The organism is Methylosarcina fibrata AML-C10 (genome assembly GCF_000372865.1).
In the GTDB taxonomy this organism is placed as follows: domain Bacteria; phylum Pseudomonadota; class Gammaproteobacteria; order Methylococcales; family Methylomonadaceae; genus Methylosarcina; species Methylosarcina fibrata.
In genome coordinates, this window is sequence record NZ_KB889965.1 from 871,320 (window position 1) to 893,484 (window position 22,165).

The 22,165-nt window shown below is 54.2% G+C and carries 11 protein-coding genes; 8 read left to right on the forward strand and 3 right to left on the reverse strand.

Annotated features, from left to right (window positions below; genetic code table 11):
* Nucleotides 1-65 precede the first annotated feature (65 nt).
* Together A3OW_RS0104385 and A3OW_RS0104395 are read right to left on the reverse strand one after the other, a co-directional pair.
* Nucleotides 66-1,880 carry an ABC transporter ATP-binding protein gene (locus tag A3OW_RS0104385; RefSeq protein ID WP_020562210.1) on the reverse strand — a complete coding sequence of 605 codons (1,815 nt, stop codon included), beginning with the start codon at nucleotides 1,878-1,880 and terminating at the stop codon, nucleotides 66-68.
* Between the two features lie 397 nt (nucleotides 1,881-2,277).
* On the reverse strand, nucleotides 2,278-3,645 hold the full coding sequence (locus A3OW_RS0104395) for a cytochrome-c peroxidase (RefSeq protein WP_020562212.1): 1,368 nt from the start codon (nucleotides 3,643-3,645) through the stop codon (nucleotides 2,278-2,280).
* Nucleotides 3,646-4,110: 465 nt separating this feature from the next.
* Between A3OW_RS0104395 and A3OW_RS0104400 the strand changes: the two genes are divergently transcribed.
* The 8 genes from A3OW_RS0104400 to recJ all read left to right on the forward strand — a co-directional run bounded on the left by A3OW_RS0104400 (nucleotide 4,111) and on the right by recJ (nucleotide 17,630).
* Entirely contained in the window at nucleotides 4,111-5,589 is a 1,479-nt protein-coding gene (locus A3OW_RS0104400; RefSeq protein ID WP_020562213.1) for a NarK family nitrate/nitrite MFS transporter, read from the forward strand.
* Between the two features lie 31 nt (nucleotides 5,590-5,620).
* A complete protein-coding gene (locus A3OW_RS0104405; RefSeq protein WP_020562214.1) occupies nucleotides 5,621-7,351 on the forward strand; it encodes a bifunctional protein-serine/threonine kinase/phosphatase in 1,731 nt (576 codons plus the stop codon).
* A gap of 306 nt (nucleotides 7,352-7,657) precedes the next feature.
* Nucleotides 7,658-10,225: a nitrite reductase large subunit NirB gene (nirB, locus tag A3OW_RS24030; protein ID WP_033411560.1), complete on the forward strand. Its 2,568-nt coding sequence runs from the start codon at nucleotides 7,658-7,660 to the stop codon at nucleotides 10,223-10,225.
* Nucleotides 10,222-10,554, forward strand: coding sequence for a nitrite reductase small subunit NirD (gene nirD, locus A3OW_RS0104415; protein ID WP_020562216.1), 333 nt, complete (start codon nucleotides 10,222-10,224; stop codon nucleotides 10,552-10,554). Before nirB ends, nirD begins: the two co-directional genes overlap by 4 nt.
* A 3-nt stretch (nucleotides 10,555-10,557) precedes the next feature.
* Complete coding sequence (locus tag A3OW_RS0104420) at nucleotides 10,558-11,469, forward strand: PhzF family phenazine biosynthesis protein (RefSeq protein ID WP_020562217.1); 912 nt, start codon at nucleotides 10,558-10,560, stop codon at nucleotides 11,467-11,469.
* A 111-nt stretch (nucleotides 11,470-11,580) separates the two neighbouring features.
* On the forward strand, nucleotides 11,581-13,773 hold the full coding sequence (locus A3OW_RS0104425; protein ID WP_020562218.1) for a molybdopterin oxidoreductase family protein: 2,193 nt from the start codon (nucleotides 11,581-11,583) through the stop codon (nucleotides 13,771-13,773).
* 14 nt (nucleotides 13,774-13,787) lie between these two features.
* Nucleotides 13,788-15,704, forward strand: a complete 1,917-nt coding sequence (locus tag A3OW_RS0104430) for a DmsC/YnfH family molybdoenzyme membrane anchor subunit (protein ID WP_020562219.1) — start codon at nucleotides 13,788-13,790, stop codon at nucleotides 15,702-15,704.
* Between the two features lie 180 nt (nucleotides 15,705-15,884).
* Entirely contained in the window at nucleotides 15,885-17,630 is a 1,746-nt protein-coding gene (recJ, locus tag A3OW_RS0104435) for a single-stranded-DNA-specific exonuclease RecJ (RefSeq protein ID WP_020562220.1), read from the forward strand.
* A 14-nt stretch (nucleotides 17,631-17,644) separates the two neighbouring features.
* Here recJ and A3OW_RS26245 read toward each other — a convergent pair whose 3' ends face one another.
* The gene (locus A3OW_RS26245; RefSeq protein ID WP_020562221.1) at nucleotides 17,645-21,850 is read right to left on the reverse strand and encodes an EAL domain-containing protein; all 4,206 of its coding nucleotides are present in this window, start codon (nucleotides 21,848-21,850) and stop codon (nucleotides 17,645-17,647) included.
* Between the last annotated feature and the right edge of the window lie 315 nt (nucleotides 21,851-22,165).

Consider the following 22,165-nt stretch of genomic DNA (forward strand, 5'->3'; position numbering starts at 1 on the left):
AATTCGGTAATGAACCGATACGGAAGCCATGGTTTGCCCGACGCCGTCGATCGTGTTTCCTGAATTCAGGCATTCTTCTCAGGCAAAAAACCGCCGACCTGCATGCTCCATAAATGATGATAAAAACCCTGTCGAGCCAATAACTCCTCATGAGCGCCGTCCTCAACGATACGGCCCCGGTCGAACACAAGAATCCGGTCGAGGTGGGCAATGGTCGAGAGGCGATGGGCAACGGCGATCACGGTTTTTTGCCCCACGATCCGGTCCAGGTTTTCCTGGATGGCTTTTTCCGTAATTGAATCCAGGCTTGAAGTCGCTTCGTCCAGAATGAGGATCGGCGCATCCTTGAGCATGACTCTGGCGATCGCTATTCGCTGCCTTTGCCCTCCCGACAGTTTGACGCCCCGTTCGCCCACCAGCGAATCATAGCCCTCCGGCAAGGTTCTGATAAATTCGTCGGCATGAGCCAATTTCGCGGCTTTAACAATCTCTTCGTCGCTGGCTTCCAGACGTCCGTAGCTGATGTTTTCTTTCAGGCTTCGGTGAAACAGCGCCGGATCCTGCGGTATCAGGCTCAAATTGCGATGCAGGGAATCCTGGCTTACCTCGGCAATGTCGGTATCATCAATGAAAATTCGGCCCGCTTGCGGATCGTAATTGCGCAGGATCAGGTTGACGAACGTGGATTTTCCGGAGCCGGAGAAACCCACCAAACCTACGCGTTGCCCAGGTTCGATAACGACATTCATGTTTTCGAAGATGGGCAGCTTGCCGTCGTAGCTGAAATAAACGTTGCGGAACTCGATTCGCCCATGCGAAACCTGCAAGTCTTTCGCATCGGCTGCATCGACGATCTCGTGTTTTTTCACGATCGTATCCACGCCATTGGCGATATTGCCGAGGTATTCGAAAAACTCCAGAAAGCGTCGGGAAAGATTGCGCGCATCGCCGATGATCAACAGCGCGAGCCCGGTGCTCATGGTAAAGTCGCCGACTCCGATCACGCCTTTGTCCCAAAGGACCAGTGCATAATAAACGGTTCCGATTTTAAGAGCGGAGGCTGCGGTAAATTGAAACCAGCGGACTCGCTCCATATACCAGAAGGTGCTCTGGGCCGTGTTCACTTCGCTTTCCATAAAACCGTTCAAATAACGGCGCTCGTAATCCAGACGAGCAAACAATTTGGCGTTCATCACGTTGGTGACGCCATCGACGATCTTGCCGTTGACCAGGCTGCGCATGGCCGCATAATTTTGCGCATAAGGCTGGCAGCGGGTTGCCAGCCAGAAAGAGACCAGCACGTAAATCACTACCCATCCTGCGACGAACTGTCCCAAATTCCGGTGCACGCCGAACAGGAGGGCAACCGAGGTCGCGAAAGTGATGACGATCGGCCAGAAATCGCAGAGCACGGCCCATAAGGTATGGTTGAGGCTGACCGCGGTTTCGGTAATGCGATGAGCCAGGGCCCCTGCGAAATGTTCGCTGAAGAAACGAGGCGAGTGGTATTGCAAGTAGGCATAAAGAGATTTGGCGGTATGTTGCCTTAGCCTGGGCCCCATCGTAATCAATACGGCACCGCTGGCTCTGCTGAATAGAATTTCCGATAAATTCAGGGCCGCCAATAACCAGAGAGGCTTCTCCAGATCGGTCCACAAGGATCCGTTTGAAACAGGGTGGGTTACGCCGTCCATGATCTTTTTGATTGCATAGGGGACCAGAATATTGCCGATCGCTTGCCCTAATTCAAAAAACAGCATTAAAACAATCCACGTCTTGAATTGAGACAAACAATGCCAGACGAAGCGAATGGTGCCGTCAGGCAAGACAGAGGGTTCGGTGGCCGGACTGCGGGCGGTCTTGGATTGGGTGGAGCGCATGGTATGGAAGAGGCGGAGAAACAGAGTGTATTATACCGGTTCATCCAGTGTCCGGTCTTCGTCATTAACGAACGGCTTTCGCATGCGTTCTCAGGGCAGGCGCCGACTCAGAGCGTTGGAGACGATCTGGAAAATAGGGCAACCTCCCGGCCTCATCTTTTCATCATGAAAAAAATTGTCGACCCGACGAAGGCATGCCGTCAAAGAAGAAAACGTGAGAAAGGCAGCCGATGTTAACAGTCAACCGGCAATCCTATAAACCGGTTTCACGAGGCTGAAGATACCGGCGGATTGTCGGGCCTGGGCACTTCGGATTTCCGAAAGGCCCGGGCGACGGAGAGTCTGATCGGAAAGCCCACGATCCGGTTAGACCATGGGCTCGCCGGTTACGCAAAGATCAGTCCGCTACCGTCAAACCGCTCGGTACCGAGGTAGGCACCTGTTCCATCAAGTTATCCAGCGCATCCTGATCGGTCAGGGCATTCAAAAACTCGATCAGATTACTGATGTCGGTATCGCTGAGTGTGGATTTGGCAAGTTTGTTGGCGGTGGTGATCTCGTTCGACTTGGTCGAATCATCCATGACCGCGAAGTCGTTGACGACTACGCCGCTCGGCATTGCAGGCAGGATGGCCTGACTGCGGTCCCAGGTCTTGAACGAGTTCACCGGATCGAGATGATGCCGGATTACCGCATCGAGCGTGGCATAGGCGCCGGCATGGCCGTAAGGCGCGGTCTGTGCCACATTAATCAGCGAAGGCACGCGGAACTTGTATTTGTCGGCGGTGGAGCCGGTCACTTCGTAGCGGCCGACGTCCCGCTGCGCGGTAGCGCGTCCGGAAACGAAAACGCCGGGTCCCAACTGCGGCATGGCGATGGCGGCGAAGTTTTGATTGGTCAGGAACTTGCCGCTGTGGCAGCTCGCGCAGTTGGCGCTACCGTAGAACAAATTCATTCCGGTCACCTGAGCCGAAGTCAGCGCCGTGGTTTCACCGCGCAGATAGCGATGAAACGGGCTATTGTCGGCACGGAATGCGGTCGCTTCAAAGGCGGCAAGCGCATTAGTCAGGTGCTGGATCTTCATCTTGCTGGAATCGGTTACGTCCGGAAAAACGGTCTTGAACTTTGTGACATAGTCAGGAATCGCGCGCAGCCGGGCCATGATCGCTTCCCACATGTAGGGGAAGCGGTTGACTCCGGCGGTGCCGGTCGGTACGGCGTTGATGACGTCGTTCTCGCCGGTTTGCCCCGGCATCTCGTCGATGTTGACCAGCGGGAAGATGTTCTGGCCGGCGATGACGTTTTCGAGGCCGGTCGGACAGACGTTATTTCGGCCATTGGAGCAGGGCAGAGACAAGCCTTTGGTGTTTTGCTGGTGCCGGCCCTGCCAGTTCAACTTGGTAAACTCCTTGGCCCCGAGATTGAACAGCCCCGGAGAGTTGCGTCCGATCCGGGCCTTGATGGCGCTGCTGCCGCTGCCGGTGGTGCGCGCACTGCCGAGGCCGACGCCGCCTTCCCCGATGGAGACGGAGAGTCCGTCGCCGCCTGCAAACGCCGGATGATGGCAGGTGCCGCAGGAAATGTTCTTGTTGCCGCTGAGAATCTTGTCGAAAAACAGCAGCCGGCCCAGTTCGACCTTCTCGGCTGAAGGGGCGCCGTTGTTATAGTAATCCGCGTCGGTTGGGGCGGTGGGAAGAGTTGCCGCCTGGCTGCTGATCCAGGAGGCGGCAGTAACGATCATCAATAAAGTGGTGTTCTTTTTCATGGTGGCTCCTTGTGAATGATTGCTCTGGATCGGGCGAAACCGTAGTAAAACAAGCGCAGGTTTCAACAACAACGTTACGATAGAGAAAAAAAATTCTTTGCGCATCTAACGAATATCCCGATCTTGTATCGGGACAAATATCACTCATGCCCATCCTTAACATTAATCCAGTCAATCTCTGAAATCGTTCATTTCATGGTTCCGGTGTTTTTCAAGATGATCGGCGGATTTACTTCGCTCGCGGCTGAAAAGCATTGCCTTGGCAGTTGGACTTGTTAAACCCATGATGCACCAAGATAAAGCTTACCGCCTTATCTTGGTGCTTAACGTCCAGATTCGGCTCCAATGCATTGGCCGCGGATCCCGATTTTGCACCAAGATAGTTCCAGAATTTACCGACTCTGCTTCTGTTTGGCATACATTGTGCTTTTGTTTGAGTTTTAATGTACCGATAGGGAATAAACCATGTTTTCTCAACAGTTAAACCTGCTGGCTTTTTCAGGCAAGATAAAAATTCTGCATATGACCTGGATGGCTTTTTTTATCAGTTTCGTCGTTTGGTTCAACCATGCGCCGCTGATGTTGATGATCGCGAAAACCCTGGGCATGAACGAAGCGCAAATCAAGACCATCCTGATTTTGAACGTCGCCCTGACCATTCCGGCCCGGATCGTCATCGGCATTCTGGTCGACAAATTCGGGCCCAAACGAACTTATTCGACGCTACTGGCGGCTGGCAGCGTGCCCTGCTTCATGTTCGCCTTCGCCGAAAATTTTCACCAGTTGGCTCTAGCCCGCTTTTTGCTGGGCTTCATCGGTGCCGGTTTCGTCATCGGCATTCGCATGGTGGGAGAATGGTTTCCGGCCCGGCAAGTCGGGATCGCCGAAGGCATTTACGGCGGCTGGGGCAACTTCGGTTCGGCGGGCGCCGCGCTGGCTCTGCCGCCTCTCGCCCTGATTTTCGGAGGCGACGACGGCTGGCGTTATGCCGTTGCGCTCACCGGCGCCGTCTCGCTGCTCTACGCGGTAGTTTATTTCTTCAGCGTGTCCGACACCCCGAAAGGTTCGACCTATTTCAAGCCCAAAAAAGCGGGAGCGATGGAAGTGACCAGCTACGGCGATTTGATTTTCTACATAGTGATGACCTTGCCGCTCTATGCGGCCCTGACCTTGTTAACCTGGAAACTATCGCCGGCAGGAGTCAATTTGTTGCCCGAAACGCCGGCCCTTGTAGCCTATGCCGCCATCTGGATTCTTTATTTCTACAATGTCCATAAAATCATTCACATCAATAAAGAACACCTGCGGCATCCGATCGAAGAGATCCATCAATACAAATTCAAGCAAGTTGCGATTCTGGATCTGGCCTATCTTATTACCTTCGGTTCGGAACTGGCGGTCGTGTCGATGCTTCCGTTGTTCTTTTATAATACCTTCCATGAATCCCAGGGGCTGACGATGCTGCAGGCCGGTTTGCTGGGCGGCAGTTTCGCGATCATGAATCTGATTGCGCGGCCCATGGGAGGATGGTTCAGCGATCGTTTCGGCCGCAAAAGATCGTTGAATGTCGTGATCGTGGGCTTGACCGCAGGATTTTTCCTGATGTCGCAAATCCATTCGGAATGGCCTCTACTCCTGGCCGTAGCGACGACGGTGGCCTGTTCGCTGTTCGTGCAGGCCGGCTGCGGCACCGTTTTCGCGATGGTGCCTTTGATCAAGCGCCGCATGACCGGGCAGATCGCCGGGATGGTGGGGGCTTACGGCAACGTGGGCGGTGTGTTCTTTTTGACGGTATTATCATTCTTTACGCCGTCCGAATTTTTCATGATCATCGGCGCAACCGCCTTTCTGGTGCTGCTGGCGGTACAGTTTATAGACGAGCCCAAAGGCCATATGGTTGAAATTCAGGAAGACGGCTCGATCGAAATGATCGAGGTCAATTAAAACGGTAACGCGGATTTTTTCGAGGATCATCATGTCGGCACCCGAACTCAAGGCCAGCATCGGATTTGCCTGCGACAAAGGCATTAAAACCGATAACGAGGATTTTTTCGGATCCCTGATACCGAAAGGACATCAATTGAACTACAAAGGCATTACCGCGGCGATTGCGGACGGCATGAGCGCGAGCGAAGCCGGAAAACTGGCGAGTCATTGCTGCGTGGCCAGTTTTTTAAGCGATTATTACAGCACGCCCGATTCCTGGTCGGTCAAATACGCCGTGGAGAAAATTCTTTCGGCGACGAATTCCTGGCTGTTCAGCCAGGGGCAAAACCGCTTCCAGTCGGTGAAAGGCATGGTCAGCACGCTGACCGTCCTAGTCCTGAAATCGGCTACGGCCCACATCTTTCACGTCGGCGATTCCAGAATCTACCGCTGGCGGGACGGCAATCTCGAACAGATCACGAGGGATCATCGCGTCTGGATATCGCACGATAAAAATTATCTGAGCCGGGCGATGGGCATCGAACCGCGCCTGGAAGTCGATTATCACGCACTGCCGCTGGCCAAAGGCGACCTTTTTTTGATGACCACCGACGGAGTTCACGATTTTCTCGATGAAAAATCGTTAAAAAAACAACTTCAGGAAAAGGCCGATCTGACTTTGACCGCCGAACACATCGTCCGTGAAGCCTTGACCAACAACAGCGACGACAATCTGACCTGTGTCCTGGTTGCGGTCGACGAGGTGCCGACGGCCAGGGAAGACGAAGTGCTCCGACGTCACACCAATTTGCCCTTTCCGCCGCTGTTGACCGGCGGTATGGTCGTCGACGGCTACCGGATCGAAAAAGAACTGCACGCCAGCAAGCGCACCCAGATTTATCTCGCGTTCGATACCCATACATCCACGCGAGTGATATTAAAAACTCCGTCCGTTCTCTATGAGGACGATCCTCATTACATCGAGCATTTTCTCTATGAAGAATGGGCCGGGAAGCGCCTTGCGCATGATCATGTGGTGAAAGTGCTGGGGGCCGACCGGGAAAAAAGCTTCATCTATTACGTCACGGAATATCTGGAAGGGCCTACCTTACGGCAATGGATGGACGACCATCCCGCTCCCGACCTCAAGGAAGCCAGGAAAATTATTGAGCAGATCGCCCGGGGACTGCGTGCGTTTCATCGTATGGAAATGCTGCACCAGGATCTAAAACCCGAGAATATCATGTTCGACCGGAACGGCGCGGTTAAAATAATCGATTTCGGCTCAGTCAAAATCGCCGGTATTTCGGAGCTGACTCCATTGGAACGTTCCGAGGACGAGAATGTGCTCGGAACCTTGAATTATACCGCTCCGGAGTATCATCTGGGACTGCGCGGAGGAGTCAAATCGGATTTATATTCTCTAGGCGTCATCGCTTATGAAATGATCAACGGGGCCCTGCCTTTCGGCCGCAACATGCCGGAAAAACCGAACCGGATCCGTCTGGAAAAACTTCGCTACGTGCCGAGCATTCATTGCAACCCGATGGTGCCTGTCTGGATCGACGGCGCTCTCAAAAAAGCCACGGCGATCGTTCCCGAGTTCCGCTACGATCACTTGTCGGAGTTTCTATACGATTTGTCCACCCCGAATCCGGCTTTTTTGCGTGGAGAACACGCAGTTCCGTTACTTCAGAGAAATCCCTTGCTGGTCTGGAGAAGCCTGTTTCTGCTTTCGCTGCTGGCCAATATCGTTTCGGTTTATTTTTTGGTGCGTTAAACTCGCTCTGTTCGGGCGGGACTTAAACCCGAGCCGTGTCAACGGTGGCTCACTCCGAAGGCAGGATCGTGCCGCCTGTCCCTGAAACCCCTATTCAAACGCCTGTTCTTTACCCCTTTTGCACTACTTCGGTGTGATCACTTGCACCAGAGTAGCCTTTTCGCACCATCCTGATGCATTTTGCTTGATATTTGAGCGAATTAGTCGGTTATTGGATTTAATAATAAAGAAAAAACAAAAGCTTGGCCTCTATGGCATAGTCATTGCTTAAACTAAGGGGATGATATTAGCTTACCGAGGTGGGTTGTGAGTACAAAGCAAACCTTGATCGTTATCGGCAATGGCATGGTCGGCCAGAATTTCCTGGCGACTTTGGCTTCAAGCGAAAGGTATAACGATTTTCATGTAGTAACTTTTTGTGAAGAACCGAGACCGGCTTACGATCGGGTTCACTTGTCTTCTTTTTTCTCCGGAAAGACGGCGAACGATTTATCGCTGGTCGAGCCCGGCTTTTTCGAGAATCACGGCATTACCCTGCATCTTGGCGACAAGGCCGTCGCGATCGACCGCCGAGCCAAAACCGTGACCTCCGCCAAAGGCCGGACGATTCCCTACGACAAACTCGTGCTGGCGACCGGATCCTATCCGTTCGTTCCTCCGGTTCCAGGGCACGACCGCGCCCATTGTTTCGTCTATCGCACCATCGAGGATCTGGAAGCAATATCGGCCGCGGCTCAAAGCAGCAAGGTCGGCGTGGTCGTCGGCGGCGGGCTTTTGGGACTGGAAGCCGCCAAGGCATTGACCGACCTGGGACTGGAAACGCACGTGGTCGAGTTTGCGCCGCGTCTGATGGCGGTGCAGCTCGACGAAGCGGGCGGCGCCATGCTGAGGCACAAGATTGAAAATCTCGGCGTGACCGTTCACACCGGAAAAAACACCAGCACTATTAAAGACGGCGACCGGCACGTGCATAAAATGTGCTTCGCCGACGGCACGGAACTGGAAACCGACATTATCCTGTTCTCGGCAGGCATCCGCCCGCGGGACGAACTGGCCTCGTCCTGCGGTCTGGAGATGGGTTCGAGAGGCGGCATCGTGATCGATAATCAGTGCAGGACGTCGGATCCCGACATCTATGCGATCGGCGAATGCGCGCTCTGGAACGGCATGGTGTTCGGACTGGTGGCGCCCGGTTATGCGATGGCGCGAACCGTCGTCGCCGATCTGACCGGCGGAGAAGGCCGTTTTACCGGCGCCGACATGAGCACGAAACTGAAGCTGATGGGCGTCGACGTCGCCAGCATCGGCGATGCCCATGCTAAAACCCCGGGCGCGATGGTATACACCTATCAGAACGGCGCAACCGAAGTCTATAAGCGTCTGGTGGTCAGCCAGGACAAAAAACGGCTGCTGGGCGCGGTCCTGGTCGGCGATGCCTCCGGCTACGGCACCTTGTTGCAGTATTGCCTGAACGGCATCGAGCTTCCGGAAAATCCGGACGCCCTGATTCTGCCGAGCCGCTCCGACGAATCGGTGGGCCTGGGCCCCGACGCGCTGCCGATGTCGGCGACGATCTGCTCCTGCTACAACGTGACCAAAGGCGACATCTGCAAATCGATCGACGGCGGCTGCACGACGATCGGCGGATTGAAGGCCGAAACCAAAGCATCGACCGGTTGCGGCGGCTGCGCAGCGCTGTTGAAATCGGTGCTGAATTCTGAGCTGGCGAAACACGGCTATGAAGTCAATACCGACCTTTGCGAACATTTTCCCTACACCCGCCAGGATTTGTACAACCTGGTCATGGTCAAGCAGATCCGAACCTTCGACGAACTGCTCGAAAAATACGGCAAGGGCAGGGGATGTGATGTCTGCAAGCCGGCGGTCGGTTCGATTCTGGCCTCCTATTGGAACGATTACATCCTGAAAAACGAGCACCTGGGCCTCCAGGACACCAACGATACTTTCCTGGCCAACATGCAAAAGGACGGCACTTATTCGGTCGTGCCGCGCATCACGGGTGGCGAAATCAAACCCGACATGCTGATTGCGCTGGGACAGGTCGCGCAGAAATACAAACTGTATACGAAGATCACCGGCGGCCAGCGCGTCGATCTGTTCGGCGCGCGCGTCGATCAGTTGCCGTCGATCTGGAAGGAGCTGATCGATGCCGGCTTCGAATCCGGCCATGCTTACGGCAAGTCGCTGCGCACGGTCAAATCCTGCGTCGGCAGCACCTGGTGCCGCTACGGCATCGACGACAGCGTCGGCCTTGCGATCGAGCTCGAAAACCGCTACAAGGGGCTGCGTTCGCCGCACAAACTGAAATTCGCCGTGTCCGGCTGCACCCGCGAGTGCGCCGAAGCGCAAGGCAAGGACGTCGGCGTGATCGCGACCGAAACCGGCTGGAATCTCTACGTCTGCGGCAACGGCGGCATGAAGCCTCGGCATGCCGATCTGTTTGCGACCGGGCTCGACAAGGAAACCCTGATCAAATATATCGACCGCTTCCTGATTTTCTACGTGCGCACCGCCGACCGCCTCCAGCGGACGTCGGTCTGGATGGAAAACATGGAAGGCGGTCTCGACTATCTGAAATCGGTCATTATCGACGACAAACTGGGCCTTTGCGAACAGCTCGAACAGCAGATGCAGTACGTGATCGATACTTACCAATGCGAATGGAAGACCACGATCAACGACGAGCAGCGTTTGAAACGCTTCCGTCATTTCATTAACAGCGACCAGCAGGACGACAACATTCTGTTCGTCGAAGAGCGAGGCCAGTTCCGGCCGGCAGGCAAAGCCGAGCGCAGGCATTTCGAATTGATTGCCGAAAGAGAAAAAGAAACGGTAACCGGGGAGGTGGAATGACCGAATGGATCGATGTATGCAGCACGGACGATCTACAGCCCGATTCGGGCGTTTGTGCGCAGGTGAAAGGACGGCAAGTGGCTATTTTTTACTTGTCCAGGGAGCGGGCCTTATTTGCGATCGGCAATTACGATCCGATCGGCCGGGCGAACGTCTTGTCGCGTGGGATAATCGGCGATCTCGGCGGTCAGCCGGTCGTGGCTTCGCCCTTGTATAAACAGCATTTCAATCTGCAGACCGGAGTCTGCGTCGAAGATGATGCGGTATCGGTGCCCGTTTATCCGGTCCGGATCGAGAATGGCCGAGTCGCAGTCGGCGTCGGGAGCTAAAGGATGAATTATCAGTATTACATTGCCGACGTGTTTACCCATGAAGTTTTCAACGGCGCTCAAATCGCGGTGTTCCCGAATGCGGACGGACTCGGCGAAGACCGGATGCGGAAGATCGCCAATGAGCTGAATCTGTGGGAAACCGTTTTTGTCTTCCATCCCGGCGGCGATCTGCGCAAGCTCAGAATGTTTTCGCCGAAAGCCGAAGTCGACTTTGCCGGCCATCCGATCGTCGCGGCCGCCCACGTGCTGGGCCTGTGCGGCGACATTCTGCTCGACGAGGCCATCACCCCGGTCGTATTCGAACAGAATACCGGGCCGATCGAAGTGAACATCACTTCCGAGAATGGCAAGCCGACTTTCGTGCAGTTCACCAACAAGGTCTCTTCCATTGTCGACCGGTTTGCGCCTTCCGATGAAGAAATGGCGGCTTTTTTGTCCATTCAGCAATCCGACCTGGATCACATCCGCTATTCGGCCCGTCTGGTCGCCTGCGGCGTGCCTTATCTGATCGTGCCTGTCTGGAAATACGAGACGGTGCGCAAGGCCCGCTTCGATTACTCGGCGTGGAGCCGTTCGGTGGCGCCTCAAACCGCCGCACAGGAAATTCTGTTGTTCGCGCCGAAAACGCCTTATCCCGATTCGGATTTCAATCTTCGGTTATTGGGGCCTCACATCGGCCATGACGACGATCCTCCGGTCGGCGCGGCGGTGCCGGCGTTCGCATCGTATCTGTGCTCGTTCGAGCACACCCGAAAAGGCACCCATACGTTTGCGTTGGATCGGGGCGACGCTCATTCCCGGCGCAGCGTGCTGAACATCGAAATGGATCACAAAGGCAAGGCGCAATTGACTCTCCGGGTCGGCGGCAGCGCGGTGATTTTTGCCCAGGGCACGGTATTTTTGCCGGATTAATTGTAGGGTACGCACTGCGTACCTTATGCAGGGTCTCTCGTTTTGTAGTCTTCAAGGTGCACGGTGCACACCTTACGGAAACATACGATCACTCATCAAAGTTGACGATTTATGCTATTCGGACGAAATGTTAAAAATCCGGTCAAAATGGCCGACAAAGGCGTGGTGAAATGGACCTATTCGACCTGCGGCTACTGCTCGACCGGTTGCTCGATCGAAATCGGCAGCAATGCCGCCGGCAAGCCGGTGAGTACTCGCGGCGTCGGAGGCGCGGACGTCAATCGCGGCAAGCTGTGCCTGAAAGGGATTTTCGAATATCAGGTGTTCGAGGCACCGGGACGGGGCGAAAAGCCGATGATGCGCAACGGCATCCACGAACCCTATCGGTCGGTTAATTGGGACCAGGCCCTGGATAAAATGGCGTCCGAGATCAAAAGGATTCAACGCAGTTACGGCCGCGATTCGTTTGCGATCGTTTCCACCGGCCAACTGTTGACCGAGGAATTCTACACGCTGGGCAAACTGGCCCGCGGCGTTATCGGCAGCAACAATTACGACGGCAATACGACCTTGTGCATGGCCTCGGCAGTATCTGGCTATAAACGTTCGTTCGGTTCGGACGGTCCGCCGGGATGCTACGAGGACTTTGAGCATACCGACTGTCTGATCGCCTGGGGTTCCAATCTGCCCGAGCAGCATCCGATCATTTACTGGCGACTGAAGGAAGCACTGGAAAAGCGCAAGTTTCCTCTGATCGTGGTCGATCCGAGAGTCACCATGCTGGCGCAGTTTGCCGACATTCACCTCGCGATCACGCCGGGCACCGACGTCGTGTTGCAGAATGCTTTAATTCACGTGATTCTCGCCGAAGGCTTGGAGGACCGGGATTATATCGACGAGAATACGACCGGCTTCGAGGAACTGGCCGCGGAAGTCCAAAACTACGATCCGGAAACGGCGTCCAAACTTTGCGGCATTGACGCCGAGACCATCCGCACGGTCGCTCGATATTACGCCAAAGCCGATCGGGCGATGAGCATCTGGACGATGGGCATCAACCAAAGCACGCACGGCTCGGACGGCGTCGTCGGCATCAACAACCTGAATCTGGTGACCGGCAACATCGGCAAGCCGGGCGGCACCAGCCTGTCGATCACCGGCCAATGCAATGCGATGGGCACCCGGGAATGGTCTTCCTGCTCGGGCCTTCCAGGCTATCGGGTGCTTGAAAAGCCTGAAGAGCGTGAGGAAATTGCAAAATTCTGGGGCGTCGATCCGGAGTTTTTCCCGAAGCAGCGCGGCCTCACCGAAACCGACATTTTTCCTGCGATTGAAGCCGGTGACATCAAGGGTTTGTGGCTGGTCGCGACCAATCCGATGACCTCGATGCCGAATACCGACCGCATTCGGAAGACCCTCGAAAAGCTGGAGTGCCTGGTAGTGCAGGACTGTTACGCCGACGCGGAATCCAACCAGTACGCCCACATCTTTTTGCCCGCGGCGACCTGGGCGGAAAAGGAAGGCGTGTTCACCAACACCGAACGCCGGGTCAATATTACGCGCCAAGTCAAGGCGCCATACGCCGACTCGAAATCCGATCTTGAAATATTCAATCTGCTGGCCAAACGCTTCGAGCAAGGACAAAAAATTGAATTTCCGGAGCGCCCCAGTGAAGTGTTCGAGGAGATGAAACAACTTTCCAAAGGCCGCCTGTGCGACATTTCCGGCATGAGCCACGATCTGATCGAACAAAAAAGAGGCATTCAGTGGCCTTATACCGAGGATCAAGCCAAGCGGGGTGAAAAAGGCGCCCAGAGGCTGTACACAGAGCCCCGTTCCTTTCGTTACAAGGACGGCCGGGCCAAATTGATTCCGCTGCCGTTCATCAACGACAACGAAGTGCCGGACGAGGAGTATCCGTTCTGGCTGAATTCGGGTCGCCTCGTGGAACACTGGCATACCCGGACCAAGACCGGGAAGATCGGCAACAACAACAAATTCAGCCCGATCCCGTTCATGGAAATGAATCCCGAAGCGGCCGAGGAGCTGGGCATACGACATCAAACCTATGCGCGCGCGGTCTCGCGCCGGGGCGATGCGGTGGTGATGGTGATGCTGACCCAGCGCGTGCCAAAAAACATGGTGTTTATTCCGTTTCATTTTTTTGATTGCGTCAACCGGCTCACCCTGGGCTTGCTCGATCCTCATTCACGGCAGCCCGCGTTCAAGCAGCAGGCGGTCAGGATTGAAACGGTCGATCAAGACGTCGCGGCCCGAATGAACAAGGCGTCGCGCAATTATTAATACCGGAGAACCTCATGGCTGAAGTGCGGGCTGACGAACCCAAATATGCTTTTTTGAACGACAAGGCGGCGCAAAAACAGAATCGCTATGGCCAGAACATAGAACTGACCCATAAAGCCAGCGAACTGAGAAACCGCAGCCTGAATATCAACAACATTCCCGTTATCGGAGAAAATCCCAACCGCTATAAACAACACGGATTCTATTTCAACGCCGACAACTGCATCGGCTGCCATGCATGTGAATCGGCTTGCAGCGAAAAAAACGATCTGCCTGTGCATCTGGCTTACCGTTCGGTGGGCTTTGTCGAAGGCGGCTCTTATCCCGCTTACAAGCGCCTGAATATTTCGATGGCGTGCAATCATTGCGACGATCCGGTTTGCTTGAAAGGCTGTCCGACCCGCGCCTACACCAAGTTCGCCGAATACGGCGCGGTGCTGCAGGATCCCGACATCTGCTTCGGCTGCGGCTATTGCACCTGGGTTTGCCCTTATAACGCGCCGCAACTGGACCCGGTCAAGGGCGAGGTGTCCAAATGCAATATGTGCGTGGACCGGCTTGAAGTCAATCTGAAACCGGCCTGCGTTGCCGCCTGCCTGGGCAATGCGCTAGATTTCGGCGTGATTGAAAACATTCCGCAAAACCGGGTGCAGGCTAAAACCGCAATTCCGGGGTTCCCGTCCACCGAAATTACCCATCCCAATATCCGTTTTCAGCAAAACCGCCCGATGCCGAAGGAAATCACCCGCACCGACGCGATGCCGCTGAAATACCTGCGCGACGACGAGGAAGAGAAAGGCCTGTTCAGGACGGCCGTCGATGACAAGCACCGATGGGAAAAACATTGGAACTTGAAAAAACTGCTGACCAGCCATGAAAGCGCGCATGTTATTTTTACCTTATGCACCCAGGCGACGGTCGGGGCTTTTATCATGACGGTCGCGGCTTCCTGGCTCGGCTTGCCTTTGCTGGCGGCATTGCAGGAACCGTATCTGAAATGGCCCTTGCTGATCGCTTTGGTTATGATCGCAACGACTGGGCTGTTCAAATTGAACATGCATCTTGGCAAACCGCATCGTTTTTACCGGGGATTCAATAACCTCAGATGGTCGCCGGTGAGCCGTGAAATCGCCGGCGTTTCGCTGTTTTACACCGGCTTGCTGGGCCATGTCTTTTTTGCCTTGTTCGATCATGCTTTCGCCCGGTTTCTGGCGAATGCTTTTGCTTTGATCGGCGTAGCCGGCGGCGCGGTCGGCCTGTTCTATATGTACAAACTGTACCGGATTCCGGCCCGGCCCTTCTGGAACCACTGGCAAACCGGATCGGCATTCCTAGGTTCCATGCTCGGTTTGGGAGCGTTGATCATTGCCGCGATGTGCGTCGTAACGCAGCCGCTGGCCGTTGAAAGCACCCGAACAGTGCTGCACACGCTGATCCTCATCATGATGACGGGACTGGCGCTGGAAGGCATCGGCCATCTGGCGCATGCCCATGACATGCGGCACAGCAATCACGAAGGCGCGGCGTCTTACTATCGCCAGGTGACCCAATACGGGAAATCGTATATTTTCCGAAACGTCCTGCTGGGCGTCAGTCTGATGTTGACTCTCTTCCTGGCTCTCCACGGCTTTTCGGATTATCTCGGTTTAATCGCAGGTCTGGCGTTATTGCTGTCGATGCTGACCGGCAGCGCTTTCGGCCGTTCGCTGTTCTTCGTGCTGGTGATTCCCACCACCATGCCCGGCGCGTTCTTCTGGAAAAACAGCGGTTTCATCGAGCACGCCAGGGAAACCGGTCTGGCCGAAATGCCCCAGCACGGCGTCGCTTACGAGCATCATCACCCGTTCAAATTAGGGGAACTGCTGGAGACGATCAGGGAAAATTCAATTCAGGACATGATCGCGCATGTGAAAGGGATATTCGGCAAATAAATTATTTGCTCTTCTGATTCGCATCGGCCCGAGTGAGTTGTAACTCGGGCCTTTTTATTTTTTGATGGAGCGAATTTATTAAATGCCGGACGTGCATGGTAGGCGCTTATTCACGTTATAATGTCCGCCAATTCCCATCCGTAAAAGACCGGCAGCCGCCGGTTTTTCTTTAAACCATCTATGTATTATCACGGCGTCAAGAAAGTCATCGAAATTCGTCCCATGATCAACAAACGCGCTGAATTCGGCGAGATGCACCCGATGTTGGCGCGCATTTTACGGTCGCGAGGCATCCGTTCCCAAGAGGAACTGGAGCGAACCCTGGCGAAATTACCGTCGCCCTGGCTACTTTCGGGCATGGAAGAAATGGTCGCCCATCTGATCACGGCGCTGGAACAACGGCAGAAGATTACCGTGATCGCCGATTTCGACGCCGACGGCGCCACCAGTTGCGCCGTGGCGATGAAAGGGCTGCAAATGATGGGGGCAGGGGGGGTGTCGTTCGTCGTGCCCAACCGGTTTGAATACGGCTATGGCCTGACGCCTGAAATCGTCGAGCTGGTCAAACAACAGCAGCCCGACGTGCTGATTACCGTCGACAACGGCATCTCCAGCCTCGACGGCGTCAAAGCCGCGAAAGAAGCCGGGATGACCGTACTGGTGACCGATCATCATTTGCCGGGCCCGGAACTGCCCGCAGCCGACGCCATCGTCAATCCGAATCTGCCCGAAGACCGCTTTCCGAGCAAGGTCCTGGCCGGGGTCGGGGTGATTTTTTATATCCTGATGGCGCTGAGAAGCCGCCTGCGCGACAAGAAATGGTTTGCACAACGTGGATTGCAGGAGCCCAATCTGGCCCAGCTTCTGGATTACGTCGCCTTGGGCACGGTGGCCGACGTCGTGGAACTGGACGCGGTCAACCGGATTCTGGTGCATCAGGGATTGCTTAGAATCCGCATGGGCCGGGGCCATCCGGGCATCAACGCCCTGATCGAAGTCGCGGGGCGCCGGGCGGAAACTCTGCTGGCTGCCGACCTGGGTTTTGCCTTGGGCCCCAGGATCAATGCGGCGGGACGTCTCGACGACATGTCGCTGGGCATTCAATGCCTTCTAACCGACGATCCGACCCTGGCGAAGGAGCTGGCGCTGCAACTGGACGATCTCAACAGCGGCCGCAAGGAGATCGAAGGCCAGATGAAACACGAGGCGATGCAGTTATTGAACGAAATGCGGGTGCTCGACGAAAACCATCTGGCGGCCGGCGTGTGCCTGTACGACGCCAACTGGCATCAGGGCGTGATCGGGATCCTGGCTTCGCGCATCAAGGACCGCCTGCATCGGCCGGTGATCGCCTTTGCTCCGGCCGGCAAGGATCTGATCAAGGGTTCGGCCCGTTCGATTCCAGGCGTGCACATCCGCGACGTACTCAGCGACATCGCCGCGGCCCATCCGAAACTCCTGAGCAAATTCGGCGGCCACGCGATGGCGGCCGGGTTGACTCTCTGCATGCACGATTACCCGCCCTTTGCCCTGGCTTTCGACGAAATGGTCAGAAAGCGTCTGCACGAAGTCGATCTGGAACAGAAAGTCCTATCCGACGGCGAATTGTCCGAACAGGATATGACCGTGGCTTTTGCCGAACTATTACAGCAGTCGGCCACGTGGGGGCAGGGCTTTCCGGAACCGGTGTTTCACGGCGTTTTCGAGGTGGTGCAATCGACCGTTGTCGGCCAACGTCATCTGAAACTGGTGCTTAGAATACCGGCAGGGAGCCTCTTGATCGACGCCATTGCCTTTTTCATCGATCACCCGGAACAATGGCTCGGAATAAGATCGTGCCTCGCGGCGTATAAACTGGACATTAACGAGTTCAGAGGCCAGCGCAGCATTCAGTTTATTGTACAGTATCTCGAAAAAATCGCCTGACCGGGCTCGATCGTTCATCCTGAATTTTTTTCCGATTTTTTTTGTAAACTGACCGGCTGCAAGCGGCGAATGGGGATTTTAGCCATAAACTCTTGCTTGATCAGACGATTAAATTCATCGGCCGGCAGCGGCGGACTGAAATAGTAGCCTTGAATTTCATCGCATTGTTTTTGCTTGAACAGAGAAAGTTGCTGCTCGTTTTCCACCCCTTCGGCGATCGTTTTCAAATTCAGGCTTTTCGCCAGACTGATGATAGCATCGACGATGTTTTCGCTTTCCTTGTTATGCAGCATTTCTTTGGTAAAGGACTGATCGATCTTGAGTTTGTGCAGCGAAAAGCGCTGCAGGTAATTCAGAGAGGAATAGCCCGTGCCGAAATCGTCGATCGAGATCTCGATGCCCAGTTCGGTTAGTTGCCGAGTGATTTCTATCGCCATCTCAACGTTCTGCATGGCCACGCTTTCGGTCAGTTCCAGTTCCAGAAAGCGCGGAGCCAGTTGATAACGGGCCAGTGTGGTTTTTATTTTTTCGTATAAGGTGTCGGCTCGAAATTGAGCCAGGGATAGATTGACTGCAACGGTCAAAGGGAAACCGTCCAGATGCCATTGGCTGGCATGGGCTATCGATTGTTCCAGCACCCAATCGCCAATGCTCAGGATCAAGCCGCACTCTTCGGCCACCGGTATGAATTCCGAAGGCGAAACCATGCCCCACTCGGGATGCTGCCAGCGCAGCAAGGCTTCGGCGCCGTTGATCTGACGCGTTTGAGTATCGATTTGAGGTTGAAAATAAAGCGCCAATTCATTCCGTTCCAATGCATGTCTCAGTTGATGCTCGATTTCCATGCGTCTTTGCATCTGATTTTGCATTGCTTTGGTGAAAAACCGGTATTGATTTCTGCCCTGGATTTTGGCTTGATACAGTGCAGTATCGGCATTCCGCGTCAGTGTTTCATAACTGTCCCCGTTTTCGGGATAGAGGCTGATGCCGATCGACGGCTTAATATACAATTGATAATGTTCGTATTGAATGGGTTCGGCCATGAGGGCAATAATGTGATTGGCGGTTTTGGCGGCGCCCTGCCAGTCACAGTCCATCAGTTGAACGTTGAACTCGTCGCCTCCCACTCGGGCAACGGTATCTTCATCGCGCACCGCGCTGATCAATCGTTTACCGACTTCGATCAGCACCTGATCGCCAACGGAATGTCCCAAGGCATCGTTGATGTTCTTGAAATGATCCAGATCGATGAACAACAGCGCGAAGGTTTTTTTATGACGCTCGGCAATGACGATTTCATGATCGATCCGTGCCTTGAACAGCAGTCGGTTGGGCAAGCCGGTCAAAACGTCGTAATGAGCCAGACGTTCGATCTGTTGTTTGGCTGTTTTGTACTGGGTTATATCGGAAAATATTCCGATGAAATTGACGAATCGGCCATCTTCATTCCGGACCAAAGTGATTGTCAGCCAGGCCGTATAAAGACTGCCTTCTTTTTTCCGGTCCACCATCTCGCCCTGCCAGAAGCCGGTTTCCGTCAAGGATTTCCACATGGAGCGATTGAAATTCTTGTTATGCAGACCCGAAGAAAAAATCCGCGGTTTTTTACCCAGCACTTCCCGTTCCTCGTAGCCGGTAATTCGTGTAAATCCCTGATTCACGGAAACAATCTTTTTATCACTGTCGATAATGACGATCGCTTCCTGACTTTGGTGAAAGACTCTGGCCGACAATTCCAGCTTTTTTTCTGCGGATCTCCGGGCTGCGTCCTGCGCGTACATATTTAACGCAAAAGACAGATCCAGGCCGAGTTCGGCCAGTAGATCGAGCACTTCCAGATCGAAAAAATTTTGCTGATTCGAATAAACGCTCAGCACGGCGTAAGGCTGCCGGTTAAGAGTGATCGGTATCGCGCAGCACGATTCCCAGCCCTGACTTTTTTCGATCATGGACAGCCCGGCCGGCGTTTCGGCGTCGTTCCGGAAGTCGTTCACGACGATGATCCGGCTTTCAATAAATGCCCGGCTTGTCGGGCATAAATCCTGAGGCGTATCCGCCTGAAGGGGAATCCTTTGTTGATGCAGGCAGTCGAGTCTTTCTCCGGCCGCGGCGACAGCGTACAGAAGATGACCGCCGGCATCCGGCAGGCCTATCCACGCCATCTTCACGTGATTGATCTGAGCGGAGATCTTGCAGACCGTTTCGAACAAATCGGCTTCATTGTTGATTTGCACGATGGCTTGGTTTATTTTGCTGAGAGTGGCGTAAAAATTATTCAGGCGTTTGATCTTTTCTTCATGATTTTTACGCTGCGTGACGTCGAGCGCAATGGCGACCAGAGAATCCGGCGTATTACGGTACAATTGCAGCCATACTTCCACCGGATAACAGGATCCGTCCTTGCGCCGGTGAATCGTTTCGAAATGCAGACGGGACTGGTCGCCGCTTAATAGCGGCCGGATTAAACGCGCATAGGAGTCGGAACAATATTCGGGATAAATCTCCAGTATTGACCTATTAACGAGTTCCTCCAGACGGTATCCCAGGTTGTCGACGCAGCCCTGATTGACGTGGATGAAATGCAGGGTCCGGCTGTCGATGATATGGATTTCATTAATGGACTGGTCGAGCATTACGCCCATCATCTGATTTTTTTGCTCGGCTATCCTGGCGTCGGTCATGTCGATCCAGACGCCCATCAGTTCGGTTACTTTCCCCTCCGAATCGGTTAAAACCGATAAATGATCTTCAATCCAGCGATAATTGCCGTCGGCATGCAAAAAACGATAGTGTTGTATGACCTTGCCTTTGACAAGTACTTGCCGATTTGCCAGCTTGACCTTGGCCAGATCGTCCGGATGAATTCTGGAAAGCCATAAGTTGTCCATGGTTTGCCAGTCGTTAAGGCTAAAACCGGTCAGTTCCGTAATTCTGGCCGAGCCGAAATTGAATTTGAAGCCGGTTTCGGTCTTCGGTGCCGGCGCGAGCGTATAAATCGCTATGGCGCTGTTGTCGAGAATGTGATGAAGATATTGTTTCTCGCGGCGAAGTTGATCGCGCAGCCGGCAGGTAGCGGTAACGTCGGTAAAAGTCAGTACGACTCCATGAAATTGGCCGCTTTCATCGACAATGGGAGCCGCATTACTTTCGATGTGAAAATGGCCGCCCGTTTTGGAAAGCAGCAGGGTATGGTTCGCTTGCCGAATCGTTTGACGGGTTTCGAGCACCTGCCGGACAGGGGACGGAACCGATTGATGCGTTTCGGCATGAATGACGTCGAACACTGTCTCTATGGGCTGCCCGATGCATTCCCGGCTTTGCCGGCCGGTCAACTGTTCGGCGGCCGGATTGATCCGGATAATGATGCCATGGTTATCGGTAGCGATCACGCCGTTACCGATGCTTTGCAAAGTCACCACCAGTTTTTGTTCCTGGCGCTTCTGTGTTTTCAGGGTCTGTTGCAACGATTGATGCATCCGTTCCAGAGTCTGGCCCAACTGCATCAGTTCTCCGGAGCCTGTTAAAGGATTGACGGCAGAGGGATGGTTCTCGCCAATTCGATGGATGAACGCAAGCAACTGCTTCAAAGGCTGAGTGACCAGATAATTCTGAATCAGATAGAACAGGCCCAGGGCGAACAGAATCAACGACCAGACGAGAGCGCTGTTGCTGACGATTTGCCGCCAGATGGCTCTTTCTATGGAAGAATGATCGTGAACATAATACACGCCTCCGGTTCCGGCCGGCCTCAGGGTCTGTCCGGAGCCGGGAAATTGCACGGGAACATAGGCTATATGGAGGCGGGTATCCGGATGGTATTGCAAATCGATGCGGAACGATTCACGACATCGCTTGTATTGCTCCTTATTGAAATAGGGAAGCGACGACGCATGTTTATGCCGCCATTGCCCTTGGTTTGACGACAGGATCAGATCCTGATCGTCAATCAACGCGATCACGAGGGTTTCAGCCGTTAAATCGATGTAGCTGATTTCACGATCCACGCCAGAGAAATCGTTCTTGATTAAATCATCCTCCAAAGACATTTGCAGCCGTTTCATCGTGTCCCGGATCCTACGCTCGGATTGCTCATGCGCCAGTTTGAGCGCATTGTGGTAGTCAATCCAGACAATGCCGATCCATAAGCCGCCAAAAAGCAGGAAGCTACTGAGCGGCAGCCAGATTTTCAGATTGTATGAACGGCGAGAGATAGCTTTCATCGATTGACGGGATTTATGACCTGGAAGGCGGTAATAAACCGCCTTCAACCGGATATTGAGTGGCAATGGGTCTGAACGGCAAGCGATTCATAACCAATCCATTGGTTGGCTCCCGTTTTGAGGGAGCGATGTAAAGCCGGCTTGTATCCTATCAAGAATGCGTTTGATAGTTCTCATGGGGTTCAAATAGAGCCGGATTCCGATAGCCGGGCAGGGTTGCGGACTGACTTTTTTCATAAAATCCCAAGCTTGGGTTATTTTCGTGTTTTATCGCATTGAACAGTCTGGTACCTCTTGAATGGTGGTAAAGAAGTC

Bases quoted from the DNA above. Each gene is read 5' to 3' on its own strand.
- A3OW_RS0104385 (WP_020562210.1), bottom strand. From the start codon at position 1,880: ATGCGCTCCACCCAATCCAAGACCGCCCGCAGTCCGGCCACCGAACCC.
- A3OW_RS0104395 (WP_020562212.1), bottom strand. From the start codon at position 3,645: ATGAAAAAGAACACCACTTTATTGATGATCGTTACTGCCGCCTCCTGG.
- A3OW_RS0104400 (WP_020562213.1), top strand. From the start codon at position 4,111: ATGTTTTCTCAACAGTTAAACCTGCTGGCTTTTTCAGGCAAGATAAAA.
- A3OW_RS0104405 (WP_020562214.1), top strand. From the start codon at position 5,621: ATGTCGGCACCCGAACTCAAGGCCAGCATCGGATTTGCCTGCGACAAA.
- nirD (WP_020562216.1), top strand. From the start codon at position 10,222: ATGACCGAATGGATCGATGTATGCAGCACGGACGATCTACAGCCCGAT.
- A3OW_RS0104420 (WP_020562217.1), top strand. From the start codon at position 10,558: ATGAATTATCAGTATTACATTGCCGACGTGTTTACCCATGAAGTTTTC.
- A3OW_RS0104425 (WP_020562218.1), top strand. From the start codon at position 11,581: ATGCTATTCGGACGAAATGTTAAAAATCCGGTCAAAATGGCCGACAAA.
- A3OW_RS0104430 (WP_020562219.1), top strand. From the start codon at position 13,788: ATGGCTGAAGTGCGGGCTGACGAACCCAAATATGCTTTTTTGAACGAC.
- recJ (WP_020562220.1), top strand. From the start codon at position 15,885: ATGTATTATCACGGCGTCAAGAAAGTCATCGAAATTCGTCCCATGATC.
- A3OW_RS26245 (WP_020562221.1), bottom strand. From the start codon at position 21,850: ATGAAAGCTATCTCTCGCCGTTCATACAATCTGAAAATCTGGCTGCCG.